The sequence below is a fragment of the Mycobacterium sp. M26 genome (assembly GCF_001494595.1).
GTDB lineage: Bacteria > Actinomycetota > Actinomycetes > Mycobacteriales > Mycobacteriaceae > Mycobacterium.
Map to the genome: position 1 here is coordinate 505,767 of NZ_LN929907.1, position 22,530 is coordinate 528,296.

Here is a 22,530-nt window from a genome sequence, read left to right on the forward strand (position 1 = left end):
GCGTGGACTTTGCCGACAAGTACGGTCCGTGGGCGTTGGTGGCCGGCGCCTCTGACGGGGTTGGTGCGGCGTTCTCCGACGCGCTGGCCGCCCGCGGCGTGAACGTTGTGCTGCTGGCCCGCCGTCAAGCGGTCCTCGATGAGGTGGCCCAGGGGATCAGGGACCGCCACGGCGTCCAGACCCGCACTCTGGCAATCGATCTCGGACAGCCGGATGCTGCGGCGGTCATCGCTGGGGCCACCGCAGACCTGGCGATCGGATTCCTGGTGTACTGCGCGGGCGCGGATCCCGACTTCCGCCACTTCCTGACCAACTCGCTGGCGGCCGCCGAGGCCATGGTCCAGCGCAACTGCGTGGTGCTCATGCAGCTGTGCCACCATTTCGCGCCGGCGATGGTCGACCGGGGCCGCGGCGGCATCGTGATCTTCGGCTCCGGTGCGGGCTTCGTCGGCGGACCCAACATGGTCGCGTACGGGGCGTCCAAGGCGTTCGACATGGTGTTCGCCGAGGCGCTGTGGAGTGAGCTGCACGGCGAGGGCGTCGACGTCATCGGCCTGATCCTGGGCAAGACCGATACCCCGGCGCTGCGGGCGCTCGAACACGCGCGGGGCAATCTCGCCTCCCTCGACGACGCGCCATCGGACGCCGCTCCCGTCGCCGACGTGATCGACGCCGCGTTCAGCAACCTGACGAATGGGCCGACGGTGCTCGTCGGCGAGCAGATGCGCGGTATCGGGCAGATGCTGGCGGCGATGGACCGCAACGACGCGGTCCGCCTGATGGCCCAGGCCATCGAGAACACCATGGGGGCCGATTAATTCGCGCTGGCGGTCCAGAGCTCCAATGCTGTTGCGGCCTGGTGGTAGTCGGCCGTGCCCGAGGCCAGTTCGATAATCAGGTCGTAGGCCGCGTCGTCGGGTGCGTCGAGGGTGTATCCGTTGATTCCGTAGAACACGAGGGCTGCGAGCCAGCCAAGTCGCTTATTGCCGTCCACCAAGGGCTGGTGTCGGACGATCGACTCCACAAGAACAGCGGCCTTCTCGTGAAGCGTGGTGTAAGCATCGGCGCCGAAGGCTGACGATGCGGGACGATGGGCAGCCGAGTCCAGAAGTCCGATATCCCGGACATCGAGGCACCCGAGATCGTCTGCGAGCGTGAGCAAATCCTCGAGGGAGAGGTAAGCGGGACTCACCGCGACAAACGGTCGAGCAGGTCCGCGTACCGGGTGCGCCCTTCGGCGGACAATTGACGCACCTGCGCGTCGTGAGTACGACGAGCCGCAGCGTCCACAATCGCCCGGCAGGCGGCCTCCTGCTTGCTGATGCCGTCAGCTTCGGCCAGCAACGTCAGGGCGCGGTCCTGGTCTTCGGTCAAGCGCAGCGTCATGGCCATGGCACCGATGGTATCACCGTGATACCAGATTCCTCGGTGTTGTCTCGGCAGCTCACACCAGGGGGTTTAGCGTTCCCGGATCTGGCTATCCCTGCTGCGAAGGCACGTTGGACCGACCCAGATTGGAGTTTCATCCCGATGAGGTTGAAGGAAATCCTGGCCGGCGCCGCGGTCGCAGGCGCACTGACCGCAGGTGCCATGGGAGCCGGACTTGCCACGGCAAACGCGGAAGGACCGATGCCCCCGCCCGCGCCGCCGGCCGGGCCTGACGTCGGCACCCCGCCGGCATGGGCGCCCCCGCAGCCGGTCCCGCCGGCCTGGGCCGCCGGCAACAAGCAGGTGTGGGACGAAGGCTGGAACCACTGGGGCGTGTGGATCAACGGAGTATTCGTTCCCACGTTCTGATCTCACGGCTGAGGTAGGCGGGGTCGTTCCCAGGGAACGGCCCCGCTTATCGTCGTAGCGTGGCGATCATCTACGACGAGGTGCTGCGTGAGCAGATCCGTGGTCACCTGTCCGGCCATCAGCGACGCACCGTGACCGACCCCACCAAGCGGCACGCCGCCGTCGCGGTCGTCCTGGTCGACTCCGAAACCGGCGAGGACCGGGTCGACCCGGCTGACGTCGATGACTGGATTGACGGGCGCCCGATGGAGGACGGACTGGACGGCCGGATGATCGACGTATCCGGCGGCGCGGCTTTCTTCCTGTGCCGCAGAGCATCCCGGTTGCGCGCCCATGCCGCGCAGTGGGCACTGCCCGGTGGCCGCCTCGACGATGGGGAAACCGCGGTGCAGGCCGCGCTGCGGGAACTCGACGAAGAGGTCGGAGTGGCGCTGCCGGATTCCGCGGTGCTGGGATTGCTCGACGACTACCCCACCCGGTCCGGCTATGTCATCACCCCGGTGGTGATCTGGGGTGGCGGTCGGCTGGACCCCAAACCTGCACCCGATGAGGTCGTCGCCGTGTACCGGGTCGGACTGCATCAGCTCCAGCGCGAGGATTCGCCGCGGTTCATCAGCATCGCTGAGAGCCCGCGGCCGGTGGTTCAGATTCCGCTGGGCAACGATCTCATCCACGCCCCCACCGGTGCGGTGCTGCTGCAGCTGCGGTGGCTGTGCCTGGAGGGCCGCCACGATCCGGTCGACGAACTCGAACAGCCGCTCTTCGCCTGGAAGTAGTTGCGCGTCAGAGCCGTTGGATACCCGGCGGCGTCCAGCTGCCGTCCAGCGCCGACTGCTGAGGCACGTAGTTGCGCAGATACACCCCGAACGATCCGGCCGGAATGGGAAGCCAGTTCGCCCCCGCATCACCGGGATCGGTGGTGGAGAAGATGATGTCGATGGAGCCGTCGGGACGGGTGACGAGTTCGTCGGGCCGGCTGCTGCTGACGCTGTAGCGGTTCTCCGGATTCTGCACCAGGTTGCCGTCACCGTCGTAAACCGTCACCGACCAGAATGCATCCGACGGGGGCGCCTGCCCGGGGGCGAAGTGCAGCACATAGGAGCTGCAGCCGTTGAGCGGCAACAGATGAGAGTCCAGCAGCGCCGAGGAGTACATCGCCTCGTCCGGGGTGTTGGCGATCAACCCGACCTGGGCCACCCCGGCCCGCAGCACGTAGTTGGTGCCGAAGTTGCCGATTGACGAGTCGGGGATCGCCCAGCCCTTGTGCTGTACCGCCGACACCAGCTGGGTCAGATTCGCCAGCGTGGGTAGCAGTGCGGCGGTGGCCTTGACGGCCAGGTCGGCAGCCAGCCGCGACAGCGGACCCAGACCTGATCCGGCGACCGTCAGCCCTGGGCCGACGCCGATCCGGGCCAGCGTGGCCAGGGTGGGGTCGTCGCGCGCGGGCGGCGGATTGGCTGCCATCGCGGCGCTGATTGCGTCGAGGTAGTCCAGGCCCGGCTTCGGCTGCGGCCCGGTCGGTGCGGTGCCGCCGGTGGGGGTCAGCGAGTACTGGTTGATGAGCGCGATCGCCTGCTGCTGGTCGGCCGCGTCGCCGGCCAGCGTACGGCCGAGCATCAGGATGCTGCTGTAGGGCACCTCGACCACCTGGGCTCCGGCAGGGATATCGCCCTGCGGTCCGCCAGACCACACCAGTGCGTACGTGCCGGGCCCCGAACCCGTTGTGCGTGAACCGATATAGCCCACCACGTTGGTGTACGGGTCGGTGAGCTGGAAACTGAAGTAGCGATCGCCCATGTCGGGGATCGACAGCACCACCGGGCCGCCTGACAGGTCGAGTTCGGCCAGCGAGTAGAAGGTGTCGGTGTTGGGTCGCTTCCCGCCGCCGATCGCCTTCCAGATCGGGTCGACGTCGGGATTGGCGAAGCTGGTCAGCGAGTAGATCGTGTTGAGGCTCTCGGTGGTCTGGCGCACCCGCTCGTATTCCATGAGCGGGTAGCCGTAGATGTAGGCCTGTGCGGCGATGATCGCGGCCCGCACCGGGCCGACGAAGCCGCCGGTGACCGAAGCCGGCTGCTGTGCTGCCTGAGCGGTAGTGGTCGGTACGACGCGGGCTGGCACCCCCGTGCTACGGAGTGCCCGGGCGCTCTGCGCCGACGTGCGGGTGGGGCTGGCTGCAGCCGGCGACGCCACCCGGCGAGCCGCCGACGACGGCGCGGAGGACCGGGCCGGTTTGGCTGCCGACCGGGCGCTGCTGCCGTGCGAGGCAGATGTCGTTGCGTGCTGGCCGGTGTCGTCACCGGGTGCGGCATGGGCTACCGCTGCGCCGCCGAGGACTGCCAAGCCCATCCCCGCCGCGACTACGCCGGCCTGTGCCCAGCGCCGTCGTCCCGCGCTCACCGGGTGCGGCATGGGCTACCGCTGCGCCGCCGAGGACTGCCAAGCCCATCCCCGCCGCGACTACGCCGGCCTGTGCCCAGCGCCGTCGTCCCGCGCGTCTGTCAGCCATTCGACCCCTCCGGTCCGCACCCCGAACGAACTGTACCGCGCGTCAATATCGGCGCGGGTGACATGACTGAGGCCAGGCCCCGGGTGTGGGGCCTGGCCTCGGCTGACGAATGGTTGCCGTTACTTGGCCGGCGGGTAGACGCCCATCCCCTTGGCCTTCTCGGTCTGCCAGAAGATGTCGGCGATCTCGTCGATGGTCTTCAGCAGCTTCTCGGCGACGGCCACGTCCAGCGACTTCTTGACGTCGCCGGCACCGTGGACGCCGTCCCAGAACAGCTGGTGCAGGTTGGGGAACTGCTCGAAGTGCTCCTTGGTGAAGAAGTCGGCCCACAGGACCATCAGGTGATGCTTGACCTCTTCGGCGCGCTGCTCCTTGATGATGATGGCGCGGGTCTTGAAGTGGTCGTCGTCGGAGTCGTGGTACTTCTGGAGCGTCTTCAGGCAGGAGAGCGCTTCGATCTTGGCCTGGGCGGGGTCATAGACGCCGCAGTACAGATCGCAGTGGGCATGGGCTTCGGTGGCGTTGGCGAAAAGTCGTTGCAGCATGTGCCTAACTTACCCTTTGAGGGTGCGCCACAACCATGGGCTGGGACATCACCGTGTGCGCCCTCCGGTGCGCCGGTTTGTCGTGGTCGAGGACTCGATGCGGCCCACCCTCAACCCCGGCGACGGGCTGTTGGCGATCCGCGGCGGCCGGGTCCGGGTGGGCCAGGTCCGGGTGTTCCCAGACCCCACCAAGCCGTCCCGATGGCTGGTCAAACGCGTCGCCGCAGTGCAAGGAGAGCGCTTCGAGGCGGCCTCGGACAATCCGCACGCGCCCGGCGTCGTCGATTCCCGCCAGTTCGGCCCGGTTCCGGCGGCGGGTTCCTATCGGGTGGTGTGGCAGGTCCGAGGCCGAGGCCGGGGCCGCTGAGCCGCTACTGCGGGTGGCTGGCCAGATAGTCCTGGACCGGAATCCGTTCGGACTGATCAAAACCGATGGGCAGCAACACATCTCCGGCCGTCGAGACGTAGTAGACATTCCAGCGGTGGTAGATCCCGAACGCTGCGGGATCCTCGGCCATCGCGGCGGCGTACTGGTTGACCGCGGCCACGTACTGGTCGGCGTGGTTGTAGCGGAAGATCGCGCCGTCGGGGTTGGTGGCGAAACCGTTGGCGGCCAGGTAGCGCCCGGCGGCCATGATGCTGTCCCGGGGCGCGCGGATGTCGCCGCCGTCGCCGTAGCCGGCGAATGTCGACGGCAGGAACTGCATGGGGCCCTGCGCGCCCGCGGTGCTGACGCCGTCGATGCTGCCGAAGCGGGTTTCGATGAAGTTGATGGCCGCCAGATAGTTCCAGCCGACGCCGGTGGCGGCTTCGGCCTCCCGGTAGTAGCCCATCAGTTCCTCGGGCGGGGGCGGCGGCTGGATGCGCCACGCGGGCAGGGTGTCCTTCGGGATGGCCATCGCCGCGAGTTGACGGCGGGCCTCGATATTGCGGTCGTAGAAACCGAGCAGTTCGGGCGGAATCTGGGGCCGGATGATCGGGTCCCACTCCGGGTTCCTGCCGATCGCCCGGTACGCCACCTGTTCGCGGTGCGCGGCGGCGGCCAGCGCGTCCTGCGGGGTGGCCGGGTCACGCAGGGCCAGCTCGTCGGACACCAGGTCGGCACCGATCTGGGCGGGATCCGACGCCAGTTGTGGCTGGGCGCCCACCAGGATGGCCGGCACCGCCGTCGTCGACGCCAGCGCGGTGGCCGCCGGGGTGGTCAGCGCAGGCGCGGCAGAGTGTGAGGCGACGGGTGACGCCGGCTGGTGGCCGCATCCGGCCAGGCCCAGACCCAGCATTGCCGCAGCCACCGCGACCACCCGAAGAGAAGACATCGCGTCGAGTGTTGCCTATCCGGCCGGGCCGCCGCACCGGAATGTCGTGACCCGGACCGTTGGTAACGTGTTGATCCGTGCACGGTGACGAGGTGACCGGATGGATCAGAGGCGGGGCCGACCCGCGTCGGCTCGCCGAATCGGTTGACGCCCTGCTGACCGAGCTGCCGTCGGCCGGGCTGACGCTGCGCCTGATCGCGCTGCGCGCCGCCGTCCCCCACGAGCAGCTGGCTGACCGATTCCCGTCTGTGGAGGCATTGCTCGCCGAGATCTCGCTGGCCGCTCTCGCCGATGCGCCGCTGGGTTCCGGGCGGCTGAAGTCACCGCGGGAGCGTGTCATCGGTGAACTGCATGTGCTGCTGACGCTCATGGTGGATCAACCGCTGCTGGGTTCGGCCTGCGCCAACGCGGTGATGTCATCGGCCCCCGGCGTGACCCGGGTGCGCCGGGAGATCGAGGCCGAGCTGTCCCGACGCATCGAGGTGGCGCTGGGGTACGGCGCCTGGCCCGACCTGGTCGAGGTGCTGCACTGGACGCTGCTCGGGGCCATCATCACCGCGGCCGGTGGCGCGGAGCCGCTGGAGTACGTCGACGAGCGGCTCGGCGGGTTCGTCGACCTGTTGCTGGCGTAGGACCGACGTGATGCTGATACGCGCAGTCTTCGTGGGATTGGCCAGCCTGGCCGTCACGGCGGCTGCGACCACTGCGCCGGTGCAGCCGCGAATCATGTTGGTGGACAACACCGTTACCGTGGACCCCGCTACCGTGTCACCGGGTGACGGTTCGCTGGGTGACGGCCAGGTGCTCACCGCGTTCGATGTGCAGAACCCGGCGATCGGGCGGCTGGATCCAGCCCTGCTCAGCGCGATCCAGGCGGCCACCACCGCCGCGGCCGCCGACGGGATCACCATGACCATCACCTCGGGCTGGCGGTCACCGGAGTTCCAGGAGCGGCTGCTCGACGACGCCGTGGCCACCTACGGCAGCCTGGATGCGGCCCGCCAGTGGGTGCAGACACCGGCCGGGTCCAAACACGTCATCGGCCAAGCCGTCGACGTCGGGGGTGTCGGCGCCGATCAGTGGCTGATCGCCAACGGTGCCCGGTTCGGGCTGTGCCGCATCTACGCCAACGAACTGTGGCACTTCGAACTGGCCACCGATGCCGCCGGCAACTGCCCGCCGCTACTGCGCAACGCCGCCGGCTGAAACGTTCGGGATCCACGCGCGCACTAACCGGATCGATGGCGAACCGGCGAATCCCCCGGAGTAGCTTCTGCGATGAGGCATGACAACGGCGTTAGGTGAACACATGAGATCTCTGGACGACATCCGCACCGCTCTGCTGAGCTGTTACGCGCAGTTCGAAGCGCTGTGCGCAGACTTCAGCGAGGCCGACTGGCAGGCCCAGTCGCTGTGCCCGGACTGGACTGTCGCCGACGTCGTCAAACATGTCACCAGCATCGAGGCCGTGATGGCCGGGTGGCTGCCCGACGACACCACCACCCCGCCGCCGTTCGAGAAGGCCGCGGAGTTCCTGGCCGGCACCGAGGACACCGCCGTCCTGTCCGACAAGGTCCGGGCCGTCTACGACCTGCGCCGCCGCGACCTGGCTGCCCTGACCGACGCAGATCTGCAGCGCCCGTCGTGGATGCCGGTCGGCCCCGGCACCTACGGGCGGTTCCTGGAGATCCGGGTCTTCGACTTCTGGGTCCACGAGCGCGACATCACCACCCCGCTGGGTCGCAGCACCGACGACGGCACCCTCACCGCGGAGATCTCGCTGGCCGAGGTGGAGGGGTCGATCGGCTACATCGTCGGCAAGAAGGTCGGTCTGCCCGACGGCAAGAGCCTCGCCATCCAGCTCACCGGTCCGCTCACGCGCGACATCAACGTCCGCGTCGACGGCCGGGCCCAGCGCGTCGAGCATCTGGACAACCCGGACACCACGCTGACGACCGACTCGACCACCTTCATCCAGCTGGCCTGCGGCCGTATCGATCCGCAGGCCCAGATCGACTCGGGTGCCGTCACATGGTCCGGTGATGGCGAGATCGGCGACCGTGCCGCCCGCAATCTCAGGTTCACGATGTGACCGGGCCAGTCACGTCGGTGGACTTCCACTTCGACGTCATGTGCCCGTATGCCTATCAGACCTCGAAGTGGATCCGCGAGGTCCGCGATCAGACCGGCCTGGTGATCAACTGGCGCTTCTTCAGCCTCGAGGAGATCAACCGCCAGGAGGGCAAGAAGCACCCGTGGGAACGGGAGTGGTCCTACGGCTGGTCGATGATGCGGATCGGGGCGCTGCTGCGCAGGCAGTCGATGGCGGCGCTGGACGCCTGGTACGAGCGGGCCGCCCGGGCCCTGCACGAGGAGGGGCATAAACCGCACGAGCGTGCCGTCGCACGACACCTGTTGGCGGAGTTGGGTTTCGACGCCGGACTGGTCGACGAGGCCATCGCCGACCCGTCCACCAATGACGAGGTGCTGGCTGACCACCGCCGCGTCGTCGACGCCGATGGCTACGGCGTGCCGACCCTGTTCTTCCCTGACGGGCAGTGCCTGTTCGGGCCTGTGCTGATCGATCCGCCCACCGGCGAAGCCGCGGTCCGGTTGTGGAACGCAGTCGTGGCGTGGACGGAGTTCCCGCACCTGTACGAACTGCAGCGGCCCAAGACCGCCGCCGACGGCGAGCTGATCACCGCGACATTCCGGCCGTATCTCGAGGCCCGCGACTGGGTGTCGATCAACCGCGGCCAGGTGATCAACTTCGACCAGGCCGGCGCGGCCGAGGGCTAGGGGATGTCGTCGGAGTCCGCCGGATCCGACAGCGACAGCAGGAAGATCAGCGCCAGCAGCGCGAAGATGATCAGCGCCGAGACGATGTCGAACCACTCGAACGGATAGAGCGCACCGTCGATCGAGAGCACCAGGGTGATCTCGACCAGACCGAACACGACGAAGAACACGCCCAACCGGAACCGCGACAGCCCGCGATGCCGTTGTGTGCGGCGCAGTTCCACGGCGAACGTCAGCAACAGGATCGGCAACACCTGCGCGAGCGTCATCGCGGTGGCACTGTCCACCACGACAATCCGTCCGGCCATAGTCCCCCGATCGTTGCCGAGGCCGGTATCGTCTCACAGCCAGGTGTCGGCTCGGCTCAACTCAATCTAATTGACGCACTGAATAATTGGGACCACACGCCCCCGGGCTAAGCTGCCACCATGGCGACCTTGTCGAAGATCACCACTTTCTTGATGTTCGAAGGCCGAGCCGACGAGGCGATGAACTTCTATGTCTCGTTGTTCGACGACTCCCGCATTGTCGAGGCGACCCGGTACGGGGCGGGGGCAGCCGGCGCCGAGGGGACGATCGAGCGGGCCTCCTTCACGTTGGCCGGCCAGCCGTTCATGTGTATCGACAGTGCGGTGGCCCACGGCTTCGGCTTCACGCCGTCGATGTCGCTGTACGTGCGATGTGACAGCGACGAGGAGATCGACCGCATGTTTGAGGCGCTGTCGGTCGACGGGCAGGTGCTCATGCCGCTGGCGGCCTACGATTTCAGCCCCCGATTCGGTTGGCTCAACGATCGATTCGGGGTGTCGTGGCAGCTGACCCGCGCCGCTGACTGACGAGCGCGGCATGCGGGTAAGCAGCACCTATGCGAGTCCTGCGAATCACCACCAACCTTCCCGTCGCCGACATCGAGGTGGCCAAGCACTTCTACACCGACTACCTCGGCCTGAGCACCGAGGAGTTCAATCTGGGCTGGGTGGCCCGCTACACCGACACCGACACCGGAGCGCATGTCCAACTAGTGACCGGCGACGCCACCGCACCCGTGGACTCGGTGGCGTCGATCCACACCGATGACCTCGAGGCCGCCTACCGGGAGGCCCTGCGCGCCGGATACGAGATCGTCCATCCCGTCACGGTCGAGCCGTGGGGAGTGCACCGGTTCTTCGTACGGGCTCCAGACGGCAACGTGTTCAACATCGTTGAACATCGGGACTGAGTGGCGAGCGCATACCGACCACCGGCTGTCTGCTCTCCTGATCGCAGAAGTCGGCGGACCACGGCCAGCGGCCCCGGCCGTCGGCCCACACCAGCTGGAAAGCGCGCAGCGGACCGTGGATCGCCACTGCGACCGGCAGATGCACGTCGGGGTGATCGACCTCGACGACCTCGGCCAAGGGGCCACCGGGAAGGCGGACCTGCTGCCCCGGTGCGAGGGTCATGCCGTCGAGTAGCCTTTGCGCCGAACCGTTGAGAACCCGGGCCGCGCGGGCCGGCGACACGTTGGTCATCAACAGCTCAGGCAGGCCGTAGGCCGTCATCCCCGCGGTGTAGGCGAAGGGCATCCGCGGATCTTCCACGTACTGCACGGCCCAGCCCCGCTTGTCGATCTTGGCCCGAACGACGTCGAGATAGTCGGCAACGGTGCTGCCCGGGTGGTCGCACATCCAGCACATGAGGTCCCCTCTCGTCGGTGGTACCGACACCTTGCACGAGGGGTCCGACAAATTGTCGAACATATGTTCTAGGCCAGGTCAGAGCCACGCACCGGCGTGCAGCACCCGGTCCACGCCCAGTTCGCCGTCCAGCACCACCAGATCGGCACGCGCTCCCGGGGCCAGCACCGGGGTCGGAAGGCCCAGCGCCCGAGCGGGATTCACCGACGTCGCCGCCACCGCGTCCGCAAGGGCCTGGTCGTGCGGTAGCCCGCTGTGCTCGACCGCGAACCGGAAGACCCGATCCATCGTCGCGGTACTTCCGGCGATGGTCGAGGTGCCCGCCAGCGTCGCCGCGCCGCCGGTGACCGCCACGTCCAGCCGACCGATCCGGTAGGCCCCGTCGGCCATGCCGGCTGCGGCCATCGCGTCGGTGATCAGCGTGATGCGATCCGGGCCGGCGCTGCGCACCACATGCCGGTACAGCGCGGGATCGACGTGGACTCCGTCGGTGATCACCTCCACGGTGACCCGCGGATCCTCCAGCAGTGCGATCACCGGGCCAGGCTCGCGGTGGTGGATCGGGCGCATCGCGTTGAACAGGTGCGTGCCGACCGTGGCGCCCGCGTCGATGGCCGCCCGGGTCTGCTCGTAAGTGGCGTCGGTATGGCCCACGGCCGCCACGGCACCGGCGGCCACGATCCGGTCGATCGCCGCCAGGGCACCGTCGCGTTCCGGCGCCAGCGTCACCATGGTGACTGTCCCGCCCGCGGCGTCCAGAACGCGGGCGACTTCGTCGTCGGGGTCGCGCAGCAGCGCGGGGTCGTGGGCGCCGCAGCGTCCCACCGCCAGCCACGGTCCCTCCAGATGGATCCCGGCGATCAGCCCGTCACGCACCTGACCGGCCAGCACGCCCACCTGGTGCAGCAGATCGGCCGGGGCCGCGCTGACCAGGGAGGCGACCAGCGTGGTGGTGCCGTGCCGGCGATGCAGGTCCACCGCTGCCCGCGTCGCCGTGACATGGGCGGCCGAGAACTCCGCACCGCCGCCACCGTGCACGTGCGTGTCGACGAACCCCGGCACCACCGTCACCGCGCCCAGATCCTGGTCGGCCGGCCGTGGCGGGCTCCCGGCACCGATCGCCGTCACCGTCGGCCCGGAAACCTCAATCCAGCCGGGCCGCAACAACTCCCGGCCGGTCAGGACGGTCTGGGCAGTCAGCAGCACTCAGATGCCCTGCCAATCCGGCTTGGACAGATACGTCTCGCGGTAATAGTCGGCCAGCTGCAGCCGGCGGGCCGCGCTGCCGTCGAGCAGGACCGTGACGTGGGGATGGTGCTGCAGGATGGTGGCCGGCCACATCGCGCTCACCGGTCCCTCGACGAGCTGATGGACGGCCTCGGCCTTGGTACGGCCGGTGGCCACCAGGATGACGTGGCGGGCGTCCATGATCGTGCCCAGACCCTGGGTCAGGCAGTGGGTGGGCACCAGATCGACGTCACCGCCGAAGAAGCGGGCGTTGTCGATACGGGTCTGGCGGGTCAGCGTCTTGATCCGGGTTCGCGACGCCAGCGACGAGCCGGGTTCGTTGAAGCCGATGTGGCCGTCGGTGCCGATGCCCAGGATCTGAAGATCGATGCCGCCGGCAGCACGGATGGCCGACTCGTACGCCGCGCACGCCGCCGGGATATCGGTGGCCAGGCCGTCGGGACCGTCGACCGCGCCCGGGGCGAAGTCCACCCGTGAGACGAACACCGAATCGATGACGGTGCGGTAGCGCTCGGGATGGTCGGCGGGTAGGCCGACGTACTCATCGAGGGTGAACCCGCGAGCCTGGCGAAACGAGATACGCCCGGCGTCGCAGCGCGCCGCCAGTTCGTCGTAGATGGCCAGCGGCGAGGACCCGGTGGCCAGACCCAGCACCGCGTCAGGCTTGCGGTGCAGCAACGCCGCGATCGCATCGGCGGCCAGCACACCGATCTGGGCGGCGTCCTCGGTGATGATGACCTCCACCACGTCCCCCTATTTGTTGGCGGTGAAAAGGACTGCCGCAGAGGCAATGTCAGAGCCCGCGGTGACGGCCGCCCCGGCCACGACATTGCCGGGCTCGCGTTCGTCCATGACCACCACCGGCACGATCGGGTTGAGGCCGGCCGCCACGATCGACGGGACGTCGTAGGTGATCACCGTCTGACCCGCGGTCACGGTGTCGCCCTCGGCGACGTGGGCGACAAAGCCCTCGCCCTTGAGGGCGACGGTGTCCAGCCCCAGATGCACCAGGACGCCGACGATGTCCGGCGTCATGATCACGTAGGCGTGCGGCATCAGCTTGAGCAGCCGGCCGCCCACGGGGGCGACCGCGTCGACGATCTCGCGGGGCGGGTCGACCGCAGCGCCGTACCCGACCATTCCTTGGGAGAACACCGGATCGGGGATGTCGGAGAGGGCGACGGCGCGTCCACTGACCGGGGCGAGGACGGGCGTGCTGCTCACAGTGACTCCTTCGGCTCTGGTGGTCAAAGAATAGATACTCCACGCCGCCTGCCGTGGCCGAAACACCCTCTCACGTGCGCCCCCGGTGGTCTAAGCTTCGCTGAGCTGCGATAAAGGGAGGTCGTCCGGTCATGAGTGATGCAGCCAAAAAGGCGGGGGCACAACAGAAGTCAGGGCTGAGAATCCCCGGGTTCGCCCAGCTGCAACGGCTCGGCAAGAGCCTGATGCTGCCCATCGCCGTGCTGCCCGCGGCCGGCATCCTGCTGCGCCTGGGCCAGGACGACCTGCTGGGCCGGATCAAGGCGCCGGTCATCGGGCCGTTCTTCCAGGCGATGAGTGCGGCCGGCGGTGCGCTGTTCACCAATCTGCCGTTGCTCTTCGCGATCGGTGTGGCGATCGGATTCGCCCGCAAGGCCGACGGGTCCACCGCGCTGTCGGCCGCCGTCGGCTATCTGGTGATGCAGGCGGTGTTCAAGACGATGTCGCCGTTCGTGCTCGCCGGCCAGCTCGACAAGGCAGGCGATCAGGCCCAGATCAACTACAGCGTGTTCGGCGGCATCGTGATCGGCCTGCTGACCGCCTGGTTGTTCGACCGCTACCACACCATCCAGCTGCCGTCGTATCTCGGCTTCTTCGGTGGCCGGCGGTTCGTGCCCATCATCGTCTCGCTGACCTCGCTGGTGGTGGCGTTCGCGATGAGCTACTTCTATCCGATCTTCGACGCGGGACTGACCGGCCTGGGCAAGTTCATCGGCGGCGCGGGTGCACTCGGTGCCTTCGTCTACGGCTTCGCCAACCGCATGCTGATTCCCCTTGGCCTGCACCACATTCTGAACTCCTACGTATGGTTCATCTACGGCAGCTATCCCACCCCGGACGGCAAGGTGGTCACCGGTGAACTGACCCGGTTCGCCGCCGGTGACCCCAGCGCGGGACTGCTCACCTCGGGCTTCTATCCGATCCTGATGTTCGGCCTGCCGGCCGCCGCGCTGGCGATGATCCACGTCGCCAACAAGAAGCAACGCAAAGTCGCCTTCGGCATCCTGTCCGCCGCGGCGCTGACCGCCTTCCTCACCGGCGTCACCGAACCCCTCGAATTCGCCTTCATGTTCGTGGCGTTCCCGCTCTACATCGTGCACGCGGTGCTCACCGGGCTGTCGCTGGCGATCGCCTACCTGCTCGACATCCACCTCGGGTTCTCGTTCTCGGCGGGCTTGATCGACCTGCTGCTGTACGGCACCGCGCCGGCGGCCAAGAACATCCCGCTGCTGATCGTGATGGGCCTGGTGTTCTTCGCCGTCTACTACGTGCTGTTCCGGTTCGCGATCACGAAGTGGAACATGCGCACCCCGGGCCGCGAACCCGAGGGCGAGTTCGAGGCGGAGGAGCAGGCCAACGTCAGCGAGGGTGCCGAATCCGCGACGGCAGTAGCCGCCGGTGCACCGGTGACCACCGCACCTGCCGCGGTGCAGACCCGCGCCGAACAGTTGATCGCCGCCTTCGGCGGGCGGGAGAACCTGCGCAGTGTGGACGCCTGCATCACCCGGCTGCGTATGGAGGTCGCCGACCCGACCAAGGTCGATCAGGATCGGTTGCGCGCCATGGGCGCGGCCGGCGTCATCGAGGTGGGCAACAGCGTGCAGGCCGTCTTCGGCACCCAGGCCGAGGTGCTCAAGAACGAGATCACCGACGCGCTGTAGCAGGAGGCGACCGCTAACGGAGGTGGCCCCACCGCCGATAACCTGCTTGAGTGGTGGGACTCCTCTAGCTGGAATCGGGTGATCCGTGAAACGACACATCCACGTCGGAACGTGCGTGGCGGCGCTCGTGCTGGGCTCGATCGCCGTTGCGGCGCCTGCCTCGGCAGACTGCCCGAGCGGCACGGTCCCGACCCGCTACCCCGGGGTCTGCACCGCGGGCCAGTCCCGCGGAGGGCCGCCCCAGGTCATCAACCCGGGCGACGTGACGACGAACATCCAGCCCAATCAGATCCCCACGATGAACGGGGTGCCCTGCAATATCAACCACTTCGGCACCTGCTGGGGATTCGCCCAGAACCCCTGAGCACCCCTGACACGTCAGGACACCGGCACCAGGCCCGCGGCCACCTCGAGTTCACGCAGCGCCGGCTCCAGGGCGTCAGAGATCCCGTCGATATCGTTGGCGATCTCCGGCGTGCTGGAGAGTCCGAAATCCAGAGCACCGCGGTAGCTGAAGCAGGTGATGTTCAGCCCGACGTCGAGCATCAGCGGACCGATCGGCACCAGTCGCTCCACCGGCGCCCCGGCCAGATACAGCGGGAAGTCCGGTCCCGGGACGTTGGACACCACCAGGTTGATCGGCACCACCCGGTCACCGAGGTGCGCCGCCGAATACGCCCGCACCGCCAGCCCGAGCAGTCCCGGCGGGGTGGTCTCGGTCAGGCCGACGATCTGGTGGTCCGACAGCGTGCGAGCCATCTCCTTGGCGCCCTGGGAGCTCTCGTAGATCGCCGCGATCCGGTCGGCTGGGTCCTCGACATCGGTGGCCAGGCTCACCGTGGTGGAGGTGATCTGATTGCCGCCGGTGGAGTCTTCGGAATGGGTGGAGACCGGGATCTGGGCCACCAGCGGCCGGTCCGGCAGCTCGCCGCGCTCCAGCAGATAACTGCGCAGTGCGCCTGAAATAGTCGCCAGCACAACATCATTGACCTTGACGCCGAACACCTCCTTGACAGCCTTGACCCGATCGAGAGGCAGGCTGGTGGACGTGACCCGGCGGCGGGCGGTCAGCTGGGTGTTGAAGCGAGTGGCCGGTGCCTCGAAGAAGTTCGGCGGTTTGTTGGCCACCGAGCGGGCGGCCAGTTGCTGGGTGACGGTCTGCTGCACCACACGCAGCACCCGGTAGGGCGTCAGCACCGCCAGGTTGAACAGCGCGCCCATTGCCCGGCGTTCCACCCCCGGCAGATGCGCGCCGGTGTCCTCGGGCGCGGCGGCCGGCGGCCGGGGCTCGGGGGTGATGTCCAGCAGGATCTCGCTGAGTCCCGCGCCGGACACCCCGTCGACGATCGCGTGGTGCATCTTCGTCAGGTAGGCGACCCGGCCGTCTTCCAGGCCTTCGATGAACCACAGCTCCCACAGCGGACGGGTCTTGTCCAGCGGATAGGACATCAACCGGCCGAGCAGCACTTCGAGTTCATGGCGCCCACCCGGTTCGGGCAGCGCGACGCGGCGCATGTGGTAGTCGATGTCGAGCTCGTTGTCCTCGACGAGCCAGGGCCGGTCCAGGCCATGGCGGGCGCCGGCTACCCGGTGCCGCAGCAGCGGCAACTCCGGCAACCGGGCCACGATGAGCTCGCGGACGGCATCGAAACTGAACCCCTCGACACCGGTCGGATCACACACTCCGAGCGCGCCGATGTGCATCGGACAACTCGGGGTATCGGCCCACCAGAACGCTGCGTCGAGGCCGGAAAGGCGCTGCATGGCGTCAGCGTAGAGCGGTGCGCGAACGGATTTCGGCGTTCTGTCGAACCGGCTTTTCAGCGACCACACAGGCTCGCGCAACCGGGGTCGAGAGGTCTGCGCTGATAAACTCACCCCCGTCGCCGGTGACGTGACAGCGGGGAGGCGGACGGCCGGCCGGGTCGCCGGTACGGCGCGAATTGCCAGGCAATCGGCATAAGTCAGCAGGAAAATCGGAATGGGTGTCGTGCGAACCGGAGAGATCAAAGCGCTTACCGGCCTTCGCATCGTCGCTGCCCTGTGGGTGGTGTTGTTCCACTTCCGTCCGCTGATCTGGGAGGCCTCGCCGCGGCTGAAGGACGACCTGGCGCCGCTGCTCAACGCCGGCGCCCAAGGCGTGGACCTGTTCTTCATCCTCAGTGGCTTCGTGCTGACGTGGAATTACCTGGAGCGGATGGGTCCGGCCTGGTCGACGCGCGCAACGCTGCACTTCCTGTGGCTGCGGCTGTCCCGGGTCTGGCCGGTCTATCTGGTGACGATGCACATCGCCGCGGTGTGGATCATCTTCACGCTGCACGTCGGCACGGTGCCGTCGCCGGACGCCGAGAAGCTGACCGCCATCAGCTATGTGCGGCAGCTGTTCATGGTTCAGCTGTGGTTCGAGCCGTTCTTCGACGGCACCAGCTGGGACGGGCCGGCGTGGTCGATCAGCGCCGAATGGCTGGCTTACCTTTTGTTCGGCCTGATGATCCTGGTGATCTTCCGGATGGCGACGGTGACCCGGGCCCGGGCTCTGCTGTTCCTGGCGTTCGTGGCCTCCCTGCCGCCGACCATCCTGCTGCTGGCCAGCGGCCACTTCTACACCCCGTGGAGCTGGCTGCCGCGGATCGTCGCCCAGTTCCTCGCCGGTGCGCTGGCGTGCGCCGCGGTGCGCCGGCTGCGCCTGACCGATCGCAGCCGGCGGGCGGCCGGGTACACCGCGGTGCTGCTGACCGCTGCGATCGTGGCGATCCTCTACTACTACGACGCGCACCCGGTGAACGGGATGATCGACCCCGGTGGTGTGGTCGACGTGTTGTTCATGCCGCTGGTGGTCACGCTGGCGGTCGGGGTGGGCAGTCTGCCCGCCCTGCTGTCGACCCGGCTGCTGGTCTACGGCGGGCAGATCTCGTTCAGCCTCTACATGGTTCACGAGCTGGTGCACACGGCGTGGAACTGGGTGGTGGCCGAATACCAGCTCGACTTCTCCAAGGTGGTCGCCAAGATCGTCGTCGTCGCGCTGATCGCGGCGGCCATCGGCGGTGCCGCCCTGCTGTACCACGGCGTGGAGGAACCCGCCCGGCGCTGGATGCGCCGGATGGTCGACTTCCGCGACGTCAAGACCATCCGCGCCGAACTGCCACCGGACCCCGCCCCCAGGGTGTCCTCGATCGACAACCGGCCAGCCCGCTCAGCCCGCGCCGGGTGACCCAGATCGCTGTCGAGCGTGGCTGTGCGCCAAGGCCTTACGGCTGTCTCCGACGGCGCGTTGCCGGGCCGCACCGGTGGCGCGGCTCTAGACTGTGACGGTCGGGGCGCGAATCAGTGAGGTGTCTTTGTCCCTGAGGGATGCACTTGCCCGAACCGCAGCTGCGGTGGTCTCGGCCGCCGTGGTGGCCGGCGCTGTCCTCGGCTACTCGCCGCAGGTGCGCGACTATCAACTACTCAATCGGGGCACGGCCGACAACCGCGTCGCGGTGATCGGCGACTCCTACACCACCGGCACCGACGAGGGTGGCCGCGGGCCACAATCGTGGACCGCGCAGACCTGGCAGATGCTGGCCGCCCAAGGGTTCAAGGTCGAACCGGACGTGGCCGCCGAAGGCGGAGCCGGATACGGGGTGCGGGGCAACCAGGGCAGCGTTTTCGAGGACCTGACCATCAGGGCCGTCAAACGCGACGACGCGGTGGTGGTGTTCTTCGGATCACGCAACGACCAACCCGTCGACCAGGACAGGTTCCCGGTGCTCGTGGGCGAGACGTTCCAGATCGCCCGCCGCGTCGCGCCGTCGGCGAAGTTCCTGGTGATCGGACCGCCGTGGCCCACCGCCAATCCACCGGAGGTGGTGCTGGCGATCCGGGACAGTCTGCGCATCCAGGCCAGGGGAGTGGGCGCGACGTTCATCGACCCGCTGGCCGAGGGCTGGTTCGTCGGCAGGCCTGATCTCATCGGGGTCGACGGGGTCCATCCCAACGACGCCGGACACGCCTACCTGGCACAGAAGATCGCCCCGCTGATCCGCAATCAGCTGACCATCCCGGTCTAGGTCAGGGCGCGATCCACGGCGCGTTATTGCCCAGGTTGTTCGCGTCGACCTGGTAGCAGGTCGGCGGTGTCGCGAACCCGAATGCGCCGCCGGAATCGCAGCGCTGGAAGAACCCGTTCGCGTCGATCGGGCTGTCGCAGCGCTGGCCGCCACCCCACGGCGTCCACAAGCCCTGGCACCCGGCATTGGCTGCCGGCGTTGTCGTGAGCCCGATACCGATCGCGGTGATCGCACCGATCACCAGTGCGCTGAGTTTCCGCATCGTCCACCTCCTCGACGGAGAACCTCAAGTGACGTTGGGTACCCAGTTCATCGCGAGGTCATGCGCGGTCGTTAGCGCAGATGGGGTTCCAGCAGCGTGCCCCAGCCGCGGGTCAGCTGACCCCATTCCTCCTCGCACCCCTCGGCGCGGTCCTCGGGCAGCGAGCCGTTCTCGACGATGTCGGCGTTGGCCTTGGGATCCGAGCCGTAGATCCAGCATTCGAAGTTGTAGGCGCGGGCCTGATCGAGAGTGTGCACGTCGGCGAACGCCTCCTTCTCCAGCTCGCCGCCCTCGTCGCTGAGCACCGTGTACTCGCGGGCGATGTCGCGGGCAGCCTGCACGTAATCCTCGTCGACCTTGCCGTCATCGTCGGGGGACAGCAGCTCGTAGGCCGAAAGCTGGTCGGCCACATCCTCTTCGCGGCCGGTGACAGGAAGGTCGTAGATGTCGATCGCCATGTGGCCGAGTTCGTGGAAGAACGACGCGATCCCGATTCGCCGGGCGGTGTCGTCTGGATTCGGGTCGCCCGCCTCGGTGAAGACGCGGATGCTCTCGTCGACATCCTCGTAGCACATCACCAGCTTCTTCTCCTCGACGTTCCAGTAGTCGTTGGCCTCGCCGCATTCGGTGCCGACGACCGGGACGTCGAAGGGCAACCGGAAGGATTCGGTCACGCTCGCGGCGAGGTCGTCGAGAAAGTGGGTGCGCTCCATGAGATCTCGGCCCTTGCTCGCTTCGGGGGTGGTGGCGTCCTCATAGGTCACCACCATCGCGCCCGACTCGTCGTCAGTGGCGGTGGGCTTGGCCGCCTTCGACGTCGCGGTACTCGTCGCCTCGGCTGTCGTGGTGGACGGTGCCGGGGCGGTGCCGCCGCAGCCCGCGGTCAACGTCGCCGCCACCACCACTACCAAGGTGTGTTTCACCGCAGCCTCCTTCACCGGTCGCCAGCGCACCAGACTAGGGGACTTACGGTCAGTCGACTTGTTCTCACCGAGCCGACCGGTGATGCTGAGGGAATGAGCGCACGGCGTGGCCGCACGCTGGGGAGGACGCCACTGCTCGCCATGATGGTGATGGCCGTGGTGCTTGTCGCGGCCGACCGGGTGAGCCCGCCGCGACCGTTCAACTACATCGCCGGACCGTACGCCCGGTTGCTCGCCCAGTTCGTCGACCTCGGCCCGGCGCGGTCAGAACGGGTCCGGCTCACCGTTGAACTGCGCGAGCCGACGCGGCCGGTGGCGTTGATGTCGTGGGCGGGCGACCACGGGCTGTCGGTGCAGTGGCGTGACGGCGACCAGTGGGCGTCGGTGGCGGGCGCACCGCGACGCGTCGCCGGTGCCCTCGATGTGGCAGTGCACGACTATCGCGGCAAGGACGGCATGGTGTTCTACGCCTCCCCGCAGCAGCCGGCCGTGCCGGGCGACCTCACCGGTGAGGTCCTGGAACTCGGCCGCATTCTCGGCTACACGCCCTATCACGAGGGCATTCCACCGACACCGCCCCTCGATGTGCCCGATGGCGGCCTGATGCCCACCGAACTGCTGACCGCCTACAACGCCGACACCCTGGCGGCCAGCGGCTACACCGGCAAGGGCCGCACGGTCGCCGTGTTCGCCTTCGATGGGTTTGAACAGAGCGATATGGACAACTTCGCCGACTGGTTCTCCCTGCCCCGGTTCACCCCGGAGGTGGTGGGCGGGATGCCCGCGCAGAAGCGCGGCGAGGCGACCATGGATATCCAGCTGATCCACGCCATCGCTCCGTCGGCCAAGATCGTTCTGGTCAACGCCCGCTCGACCGTCGAGGGCGACAACGCCTACGTCAAGCTCGGCAAGCTGATGGAGTCGATCGATCGGCGCTACCCCGGTGCGGTCTGGAGCTTCTCGATCGGGTGGGGCTGCGACCGGATCATGACCCGCGCGGATCTGGCGCCCGTCCGCTCAGCGCTGTCACGTGCGCACCGCAACGGGACGACGGCGTTCGACGCCAGCGGGGATCTGGCGGGCCTGGAGTGCAAGGGCGGGCGGGACTGGTCGGACACCCCCAGCGAGGACGACATCGGCGTCGACGCCGTGGCCTCGTTGCCGGAGATGACGTCGGTCGGCGGGACCACGCTGTCCACCGACGCCGACGGTCGCTGGCTGGCCGAACAGGGTTGGTACGACGTGCCTCTCACGCAGGGCAGCGGGGGTGGTGTGTCCCGGCTGTTCGGCCGACCGGCCTGGCAGGAGGGCCATGAGGGCGCCGGCCCGCACGACCGGCGGCTCGTTCCGGATGTGGCCGCGGTGGCCGACCCGTTCACCGGGGTGAAGTTCGTGTTCAGGGGCCAGGTGTTGGTCGGTGGCGGCACCTCGCAGTCCGCCCCGATCTGGGCCGGGCTGGCCGCGGTGATGAACCAGTTCCTCGCCGACCGCGGTTTGGAGCAATTGGGCGACCTGAACCCGCTGCTGTACGAGCTGTCCCATGGCTACGGCCTGCCGGCCTTCCGCGATATCGCGCTGGGCGCCAACGCCGTCACTCCGGTGGTGCCGGGCTACGACATGATCACCGGACTGGGCAGCCCGAACATCGACAACCTGATGAAGGACCTGCTCGTCATCAAGTCGATGGGCGGGTGAGCTCGTGACTGTCGACGTCGAAGGACCCGAGGAGTCGTTCTCCGGGTATGCCGTGCCGCGCGGCCGTTACCGGTCCCACCGGCTGCGCGGACCCGCGTACTTCGCGACCGTGGGCACGTGGGTGATCCTGCTGGTGCTGGCGATGATGGGGTTGAGCGTCCTGGCGACGCGAATCAGCACCGGTCCGGCCCGCTACATCTGCCCACCCGACTGCGGTGGCCCGCCGACCGGGTTGCCGGTAGCCACCAACCCGCGGTTCTTCGCCGCCGACGGATCGTTCTCGGTGTCTTATCCCGCACCGGGAACCGCCTACACCGTCACCAAGGAGCCGACCGGGATCACCGCCGACTGGACCGGTGGCGACGGGGGCACGTTACGACTGTTCAGCGAACAGGCGCGGGGCCGTGATGCCAAGCAGGTTGCCGCCGACCTGCTGGCCGACAAGTTCCCGGATGCCGTGAAGGCTTACGAGCTGCCCAACGCGATCCTCGGCTATCACCCGGGCTACGGCGAGGTCGCCGACGATTGGCCGAAGGGCACGGTCAGCGACTCCGACCACCTGCGGATCATCCTCGTCGTCGCGGTGAAGAACGACCTGGCGTTGGTGGCCGGTGCGGTCGGGCCCTTCCATCAGTTCGGGCCGGATTTCGGGCCGGGACCGCCGTCAGCGGCGAACCTGCAGATCGCTCAGGACATGGGCAAGTACGTCAACAGCTTCATGTGGCGCGGCGACCCGCCGCGCTGATGGGGATTTCGGCGCGCTTTGCGTCGCTCAGCGACGGCAAGC

At 68.0% G+C, this 22,530-nt stretch carries 29 protein-coding genes; 16 read left to right on the top strand and 13 right to left on the bottom strand.

Annotation, left to right across the window (positions count from 1 at the left end; translation table 11 throughout):
• Positions 1 to 2: 2 nt before the first annotated feature.
• The gene (locus BN3385_RS02480; protein WP_059014734.1) at positions 3 to 818 is read left to right on the top strand and encodes an SDR family NAD(P)-dependent oxidoreductase; all 816 of its coding nucleotides are present in this window, start codon (positions 3 to 5) and stop codon (positions 816 to 818) included.
• On the opposite strand, the gene BN3385_RS02485 is transcribed toward BN3385_RS02480, so the two are convergent.
• Positions 815 to 1,192 (bottom strand): type II toxin-antitoxin system death-on-curing family toxin, encoded by a 378-nt coding sequence (locus BN3385_RS02485; RefSeq protein WP_059014735.1) that lies wholly within the window; start codon positions 1,190 to 1,192, stop codon positions 815 to 817. The two genes, BN3385_RS02480 and BN3385_RS02485, sit on opposite strands and share 4 nt — an antisense overlap.
• Positions 1,189 to 1,392 (bottom strand): hypothetical protein, encoded by a 204-nt coding sequence (locus BN3385_RS02490; RefSeq protein ID WP_059014737.1) that lies wholly within the window; start codon positions 1,390 to 1,392, stop codon positions 1,189 to 1,191. Before BN3385_RS02490 ends, BN3385_RS02485 begins: the two co-directional genes overlap by 4 nt.
• Before the next feature lie 138 nt (positions 1,393 to 1,530).
• Between BN3385_RS02490 and BN3385_RS02495 the strand changes: the two genes are divergently transcribed.
• Together BN3385_RS02495 and BN3385_RS02500 are read left to right on the top strand one after the other, a co-directional pair.
• Complete coding sequence (locus BN3385_RS02495) at positions 1,531 to 1,797, top strand: hypothetical protein (RefSeq protein ID WP_197415105.1); 267 nt, start codon at positions 1,531 to 1,533, stop codon at positions 1,795 to 1,797.
• Between the two features lie 59 nt (positions 1,798 to 1,856).
• Positions 1,857 to 2,573 (top strand): NUDIX hydrolase, encoded by a 717-nt coding sequence (locus BN3385_RS02500; RefSeq protein WP_059014739.1) that lies wholly within the window; start codon positions 1,857 to 1,859, stop codon positions 2,571 to 2,573.
• Between the two features lie 7 nt (positions 2,574 to 2,580).
• Here the strand turns inward: BN3385_RS02500 and BN3385_RS02505 are convergent, their stop codons facing one another.
• Both BN3385_RS02505 and sodN read right to left on the bottom strand, forming a co-directional pair.
• On the bottom strand, positions 2,581 to 4,197 hold the full coding sequence (locus BN3385_RS02505; RefSeq protein ID WP_197415106.1) for a DUF1254 domain-containing protein: 1,617 nt from the start codon (positions 4,195 to 4,197) through the stop codon (positions 2,581 to 2,583).
• Between the two features lie 228 nt (positions 4,198 to 4,425).
• Entirely contained in the window at positions 4,426 to 4,851 is a 426-nt protein-coding gene (gene sodN / locus BN3385_RS02510; RefSeq protein WP_059014742.1) for a superoxide dismutase, Ni, read from the bottom strand.
• A 22-nt stretch (positions 4,852 to 4,873) separates the two neighbouring features.
• Between sodN and BN3385_RS02515 the strand changes: the two genes are divergently transcribed.
• Complete coding sequence (locus BN3385_RS02515) at positions 4,874 to 5,218, top strand: S26 family signal peptidase (protein WP_286141605.1); 345 nt, start codon at positions 4,874 to 4,876, stop codon at positions 5,216 to 5,218.
• Between the two features lie 4 nt (positions 5,219 to 5,222).
• Here the strand turns inward: BN3385_RS02515 and BN3385_RS02520 are convergent, their stop codons facing one another.
• A complete protein-coding gene (locus tag BN3385_RS02520; RefSeq protein WP_059014744.1) occupies positions 5,223 to 6,167 on the bottom strand; it encodes a lytic transglycosylase domain-containing protein in 945 nt (314 codons plus the stop codon).
• A gap of 92 nt (positions 6,168 to 6,259) precedes the next feature.
• On the opposite strand from BN3385_RS02520, the gene BN3385_RS02525 reads away from it, so the two are divergent.
• The 4 genes from BN3385_RS02525 (at position 6,260) to BN3385_RS02540 (ending at position 8,966) form a co-directional block, all read left to right on the top strand.
• On the top strand, positions 6,260 to 6,799 hold the full coding sequence (locus BN3385_RS02525; protein ID WP_156432514.1) for a TetR/AcrR family transcriptional regulator: 540 nt from the start codon (positions 6,260 to 6,262) through the stop codon (positions 6,797 to 6,799).
• A 10-nt stretch (positions 6,800 to 6,809) separates the two neighbouring features.
• The gene (locus tag BN3385_RS02530; protein ID WP_059016299.1) at positions 6,810 to 7,373 is read left to right on the top strand and encodes a M15 family metallopeptidase; all 564 of its coding nucleotides are present in this window, start codon (positions 6,810 to 6,812) and stop codon (positions 7,371 to 7,373) included.
• 103 nt (positions 7,374 to 7,476) lie between these two features.
• Positions 7,477 to 8,259, top strand: a complete 783-nt coding sequence (locus BN3385_RS02535) for a maleylpyruvate isomerase N-terminal domain-containing protein (RefSeq protein WP_059014748.1) — start codon at positions 7,477 to 7,479, stop codon at positions 8,257 to 8,259.
• Positions 8,256 to 8,966 carry a mycothiol-dependent nitroreductase Rv2466c family protein gene (locus tag BN3385_RS02540; protein ID WP_082690245.1) on the top strand — a complete coding sequence of 237 codons (711 nt, stop codon included), beginning with the start codon at positions 8,256 to 8,258 and terminating at the stop codon, positions 8,964 to 8,966. The genes BN3385_RS02535 and BN3385_RS02540 overlap by 4 nt, the downstream gene beginning before the upstream one ends.
• Here the strand turns inward: BN3385_RS02540 and BN3385_RS02545 are convergent.
• The gene (locus tag BN3385_RS02545) at positions 8,963 to 9,274 is read right to left on the bottom strand and encodes a hypothetical protein (RefSeq protein ID WP_059014750.1); all 312 of its coding nucleotides are present in this window, start codon (positions 9,272 to 9,274) and stop codon (positions 8,963 to 8,965) included. The two genes, BN3385_RS02540 and BN3385_RS02545, sit on opposite strands and share 4 nt — an antisense overlap.
• A gap of 120 nt (positions 9,275 to 9,394) precedes the next feature.
• On the opposite strand from BN3385_RS02545, the gene BN3385_RS02550 reads away from it, so the two are divergent.
• Positions 9,395 to 9,802, top strand: a complete 408-nt coding sequence (locus BN3385_RS02550; protein WP_059014752.1) for a VOC family protein — start codon at positions 9,395 to 9,397, stop codon at positions 9,800 to 9,802.
• 29 nt (positions 9,803 to 9,831) lie between these two features.
• Positions 9,832 to 10,185: a VOC family protein gene (locus tag BN3385_RS02555; protein WP_059014754.1), complete on the top strand. Its 354-nt coding sequence runs from the start codon at positions 9,832 to 9,834 to the stop codon at positions 10,183 to 10,185.
• Here the strand turns inward: BN3385_RS02555 and BN3385_RS02560 are convergent.
• The 4 genes from BN3385_RS02560 to BN3385_RS02575 form a co-directional block, all read right to left on the bottom strand.
• The gene (locus BN3385_RS02560) at positions 10,160 to 10,633 is read right to left on the bottom strand and encodes a DUF4262 domain-containing protein (RefSeq protein WP_353612212.1); all 474 of its coding nucleotides are present in this window, start codon (positions 10,631 to 10,633) and stop codon (positions 10,160 to 10,162) included. The genes BN3385_RS02555 and BN3385_RS02560 overlap by 26 nt on opposite strands.
• Positions 10,634 to 10,720: 87 nt before the next feature.
• Positions 10,721 to 11,848: an N-acetylglucosamine-6-phosphate deacetylase gene (gene nagA, locus BN3385_RS02565; protein ID WP_059014759.1), complete on the bottom strand. Its 1,128-nt coding sequence runs from the start codon at positions 11,846 to 11,848 to the stop codon at positions 10,721 to 10,723.
• Positions 11,849 to 12,634: a glucosamine-6-phosphate deaminase gene (gene nagB / locus BN3385_RS02570; protein WP_059016301.1), complete on the bottom strand. Its 786-nt coding sequence runs from the start codon at positions 12,632 to 12,634 to the stop codon at positions 11,849 to 11,851.
• Positions 12,635 to 12,643: 9 nt separating this feature from the next.
• Positions 12,644 to 13,114, bottom strand: a complete 471-nt coding sequence (locus tag BN3385_RS02575; RefSeq protein ID WP_059014761.1) for a PTS sugar transporter subunit IIA — start codon at positions 13,112 to 13,114, stop codon at positions 12,644 to 12,646.
• A gap of 131 nt (positions 13,115 to 13,245) precedes the next feature.
• On the opposite strand from BN3385_RS02575, the gene BN3385_RS02580 reads away from it, so the two are divergent.
• A complete protein-coding gene (locus tag BN3385_RS02580) occupies positions 13,246 to 14,814 on the top strand; it encodes a PTS transporter subunit EIIC (protein WP_059014763.1) in 1,569 nt (522 codons plus the stop codon).
• 85 nt (positions 14,815 to 14,899) lie between these two features.
• Positions 14,900 to 15,178, top strand: a complete 279-nt coding sequence (locus BN3385_RS02585) for a hypothetical protein (protein WP_059014764.1) — start codon at positions 14,900 to 14,902, stop codon at positions 15,176 to 15,178.
• Positions 15,179 to 15,192: 14 nt separating this feature from the next.
• Here BN3385_RS02585 and BN3385_RS02590 read toward each other — a convergent pair whose 3' ends face one another.
• Complete coding sequence (locus BN3385_RS02590) at positions 15,193 to 16,578, bottom strand: WS/DGAT/MGAT family O-acyltransferase (protein ID WP_059016302.1); 1,386 nt, start codon at positions 16,576 to 16,578, stop codon at positions 15,193 to 15,195.
• 217 nt (positions 16,579 to 16,795) lie between these two features.
• Here BN3385_RS02590 and BN3385_RS02595 point away from each other — a divergent pair, with 217 nt between their 5' ends.
• Both BN3385_RS02595 and BN3385_RS02600 read left to right on the top strand, forming a co-directional pair.
• A complete protein-coding gene (locus BN3385_RS02595) occupies positions 16,796 to 18,025 on the top strand; it encodes an acyltransferase family protein (protein ID WP_059014766.1) in 1,230 nt (409 codons plus the stop codon).
• 127 nt (positions 18,026 to 18,152) lie between these two features.
• Positions 18,153 to 18,863, top strand: a complete 711-nt coding sequence (locus BN3385_RS02600; protein WP_082690364.1) for an Rv0518 family GDSL lipase — start codon at positions 18,153 to 18,155, stop codon at positions 18,861 to 18,863.
• 1 nt (position 18,864) lies between these two features.
• On the opposite strand, the gene BN3385_RS02605 is transcribed toward BN3385_RS02600, so the two are convergent.
• Both BN3385_RS02605 and BN3385_RS02610 read right to left on the bottom strand, forming a co-directional pair.
• Positions 18,865 to 19,125, bottom strand: a complete 261-nt coding sequence (locus BN3385_RS02605; RefSeq protein WP_059014767.1) for a hypothetical protein — start codon at positions 19,123 to 19,125, stop codon at positions 18,865 to 18,867.
• Positions 19,126 to 19,196: 71 nt separating this feature from the next.
• On the bottom strand, positions 19,197 to 20,048 hold the full coding sequence (locus BN3385_RS02610) for a DUF4344 domain-containing metallopeptidase (protein ID WP_059016304.1): 852 nt from the start codon (positions 20,046 to 20,048) through the stop codon (positions 19,197 to 19,199).
• Positions 20,049 to 20,141: 93 nt separating this feature from the next.
• On the opposite strand from BN3385_RS02610, the gene BN3385_RS02615 reads away from it, so the two are divergent.
• The gene (locus tag BN3385_RS02615) at positions 20,142 to 21,743 is read left to right on the top strand and encodes a S53 family peptidase (RefSeq protein ID WP_059014769.1); all 1,602 of its coding nucleotides are present in this window, start codon (positions 20,142 to 20,144) and stop codon (positions 21,741 to 21,743) included.
• A 4-nt stretch (positions 21,744 to 21,747) separates the two neighbouring features.
• Positions 21,748 to 22,488 (top strand): hypothetical protein, encoded by a 741-nt coding sequence (locus BN3385_RS02620; RefSeq protein ID WP_059014771.1) that lies wholly within the window; start codon positions 21,748 to 21,750, stop codon positions 22,486 to 22,488.
• Positions 22,489 to 22,530: the final 42 nt, after the last annotated feature.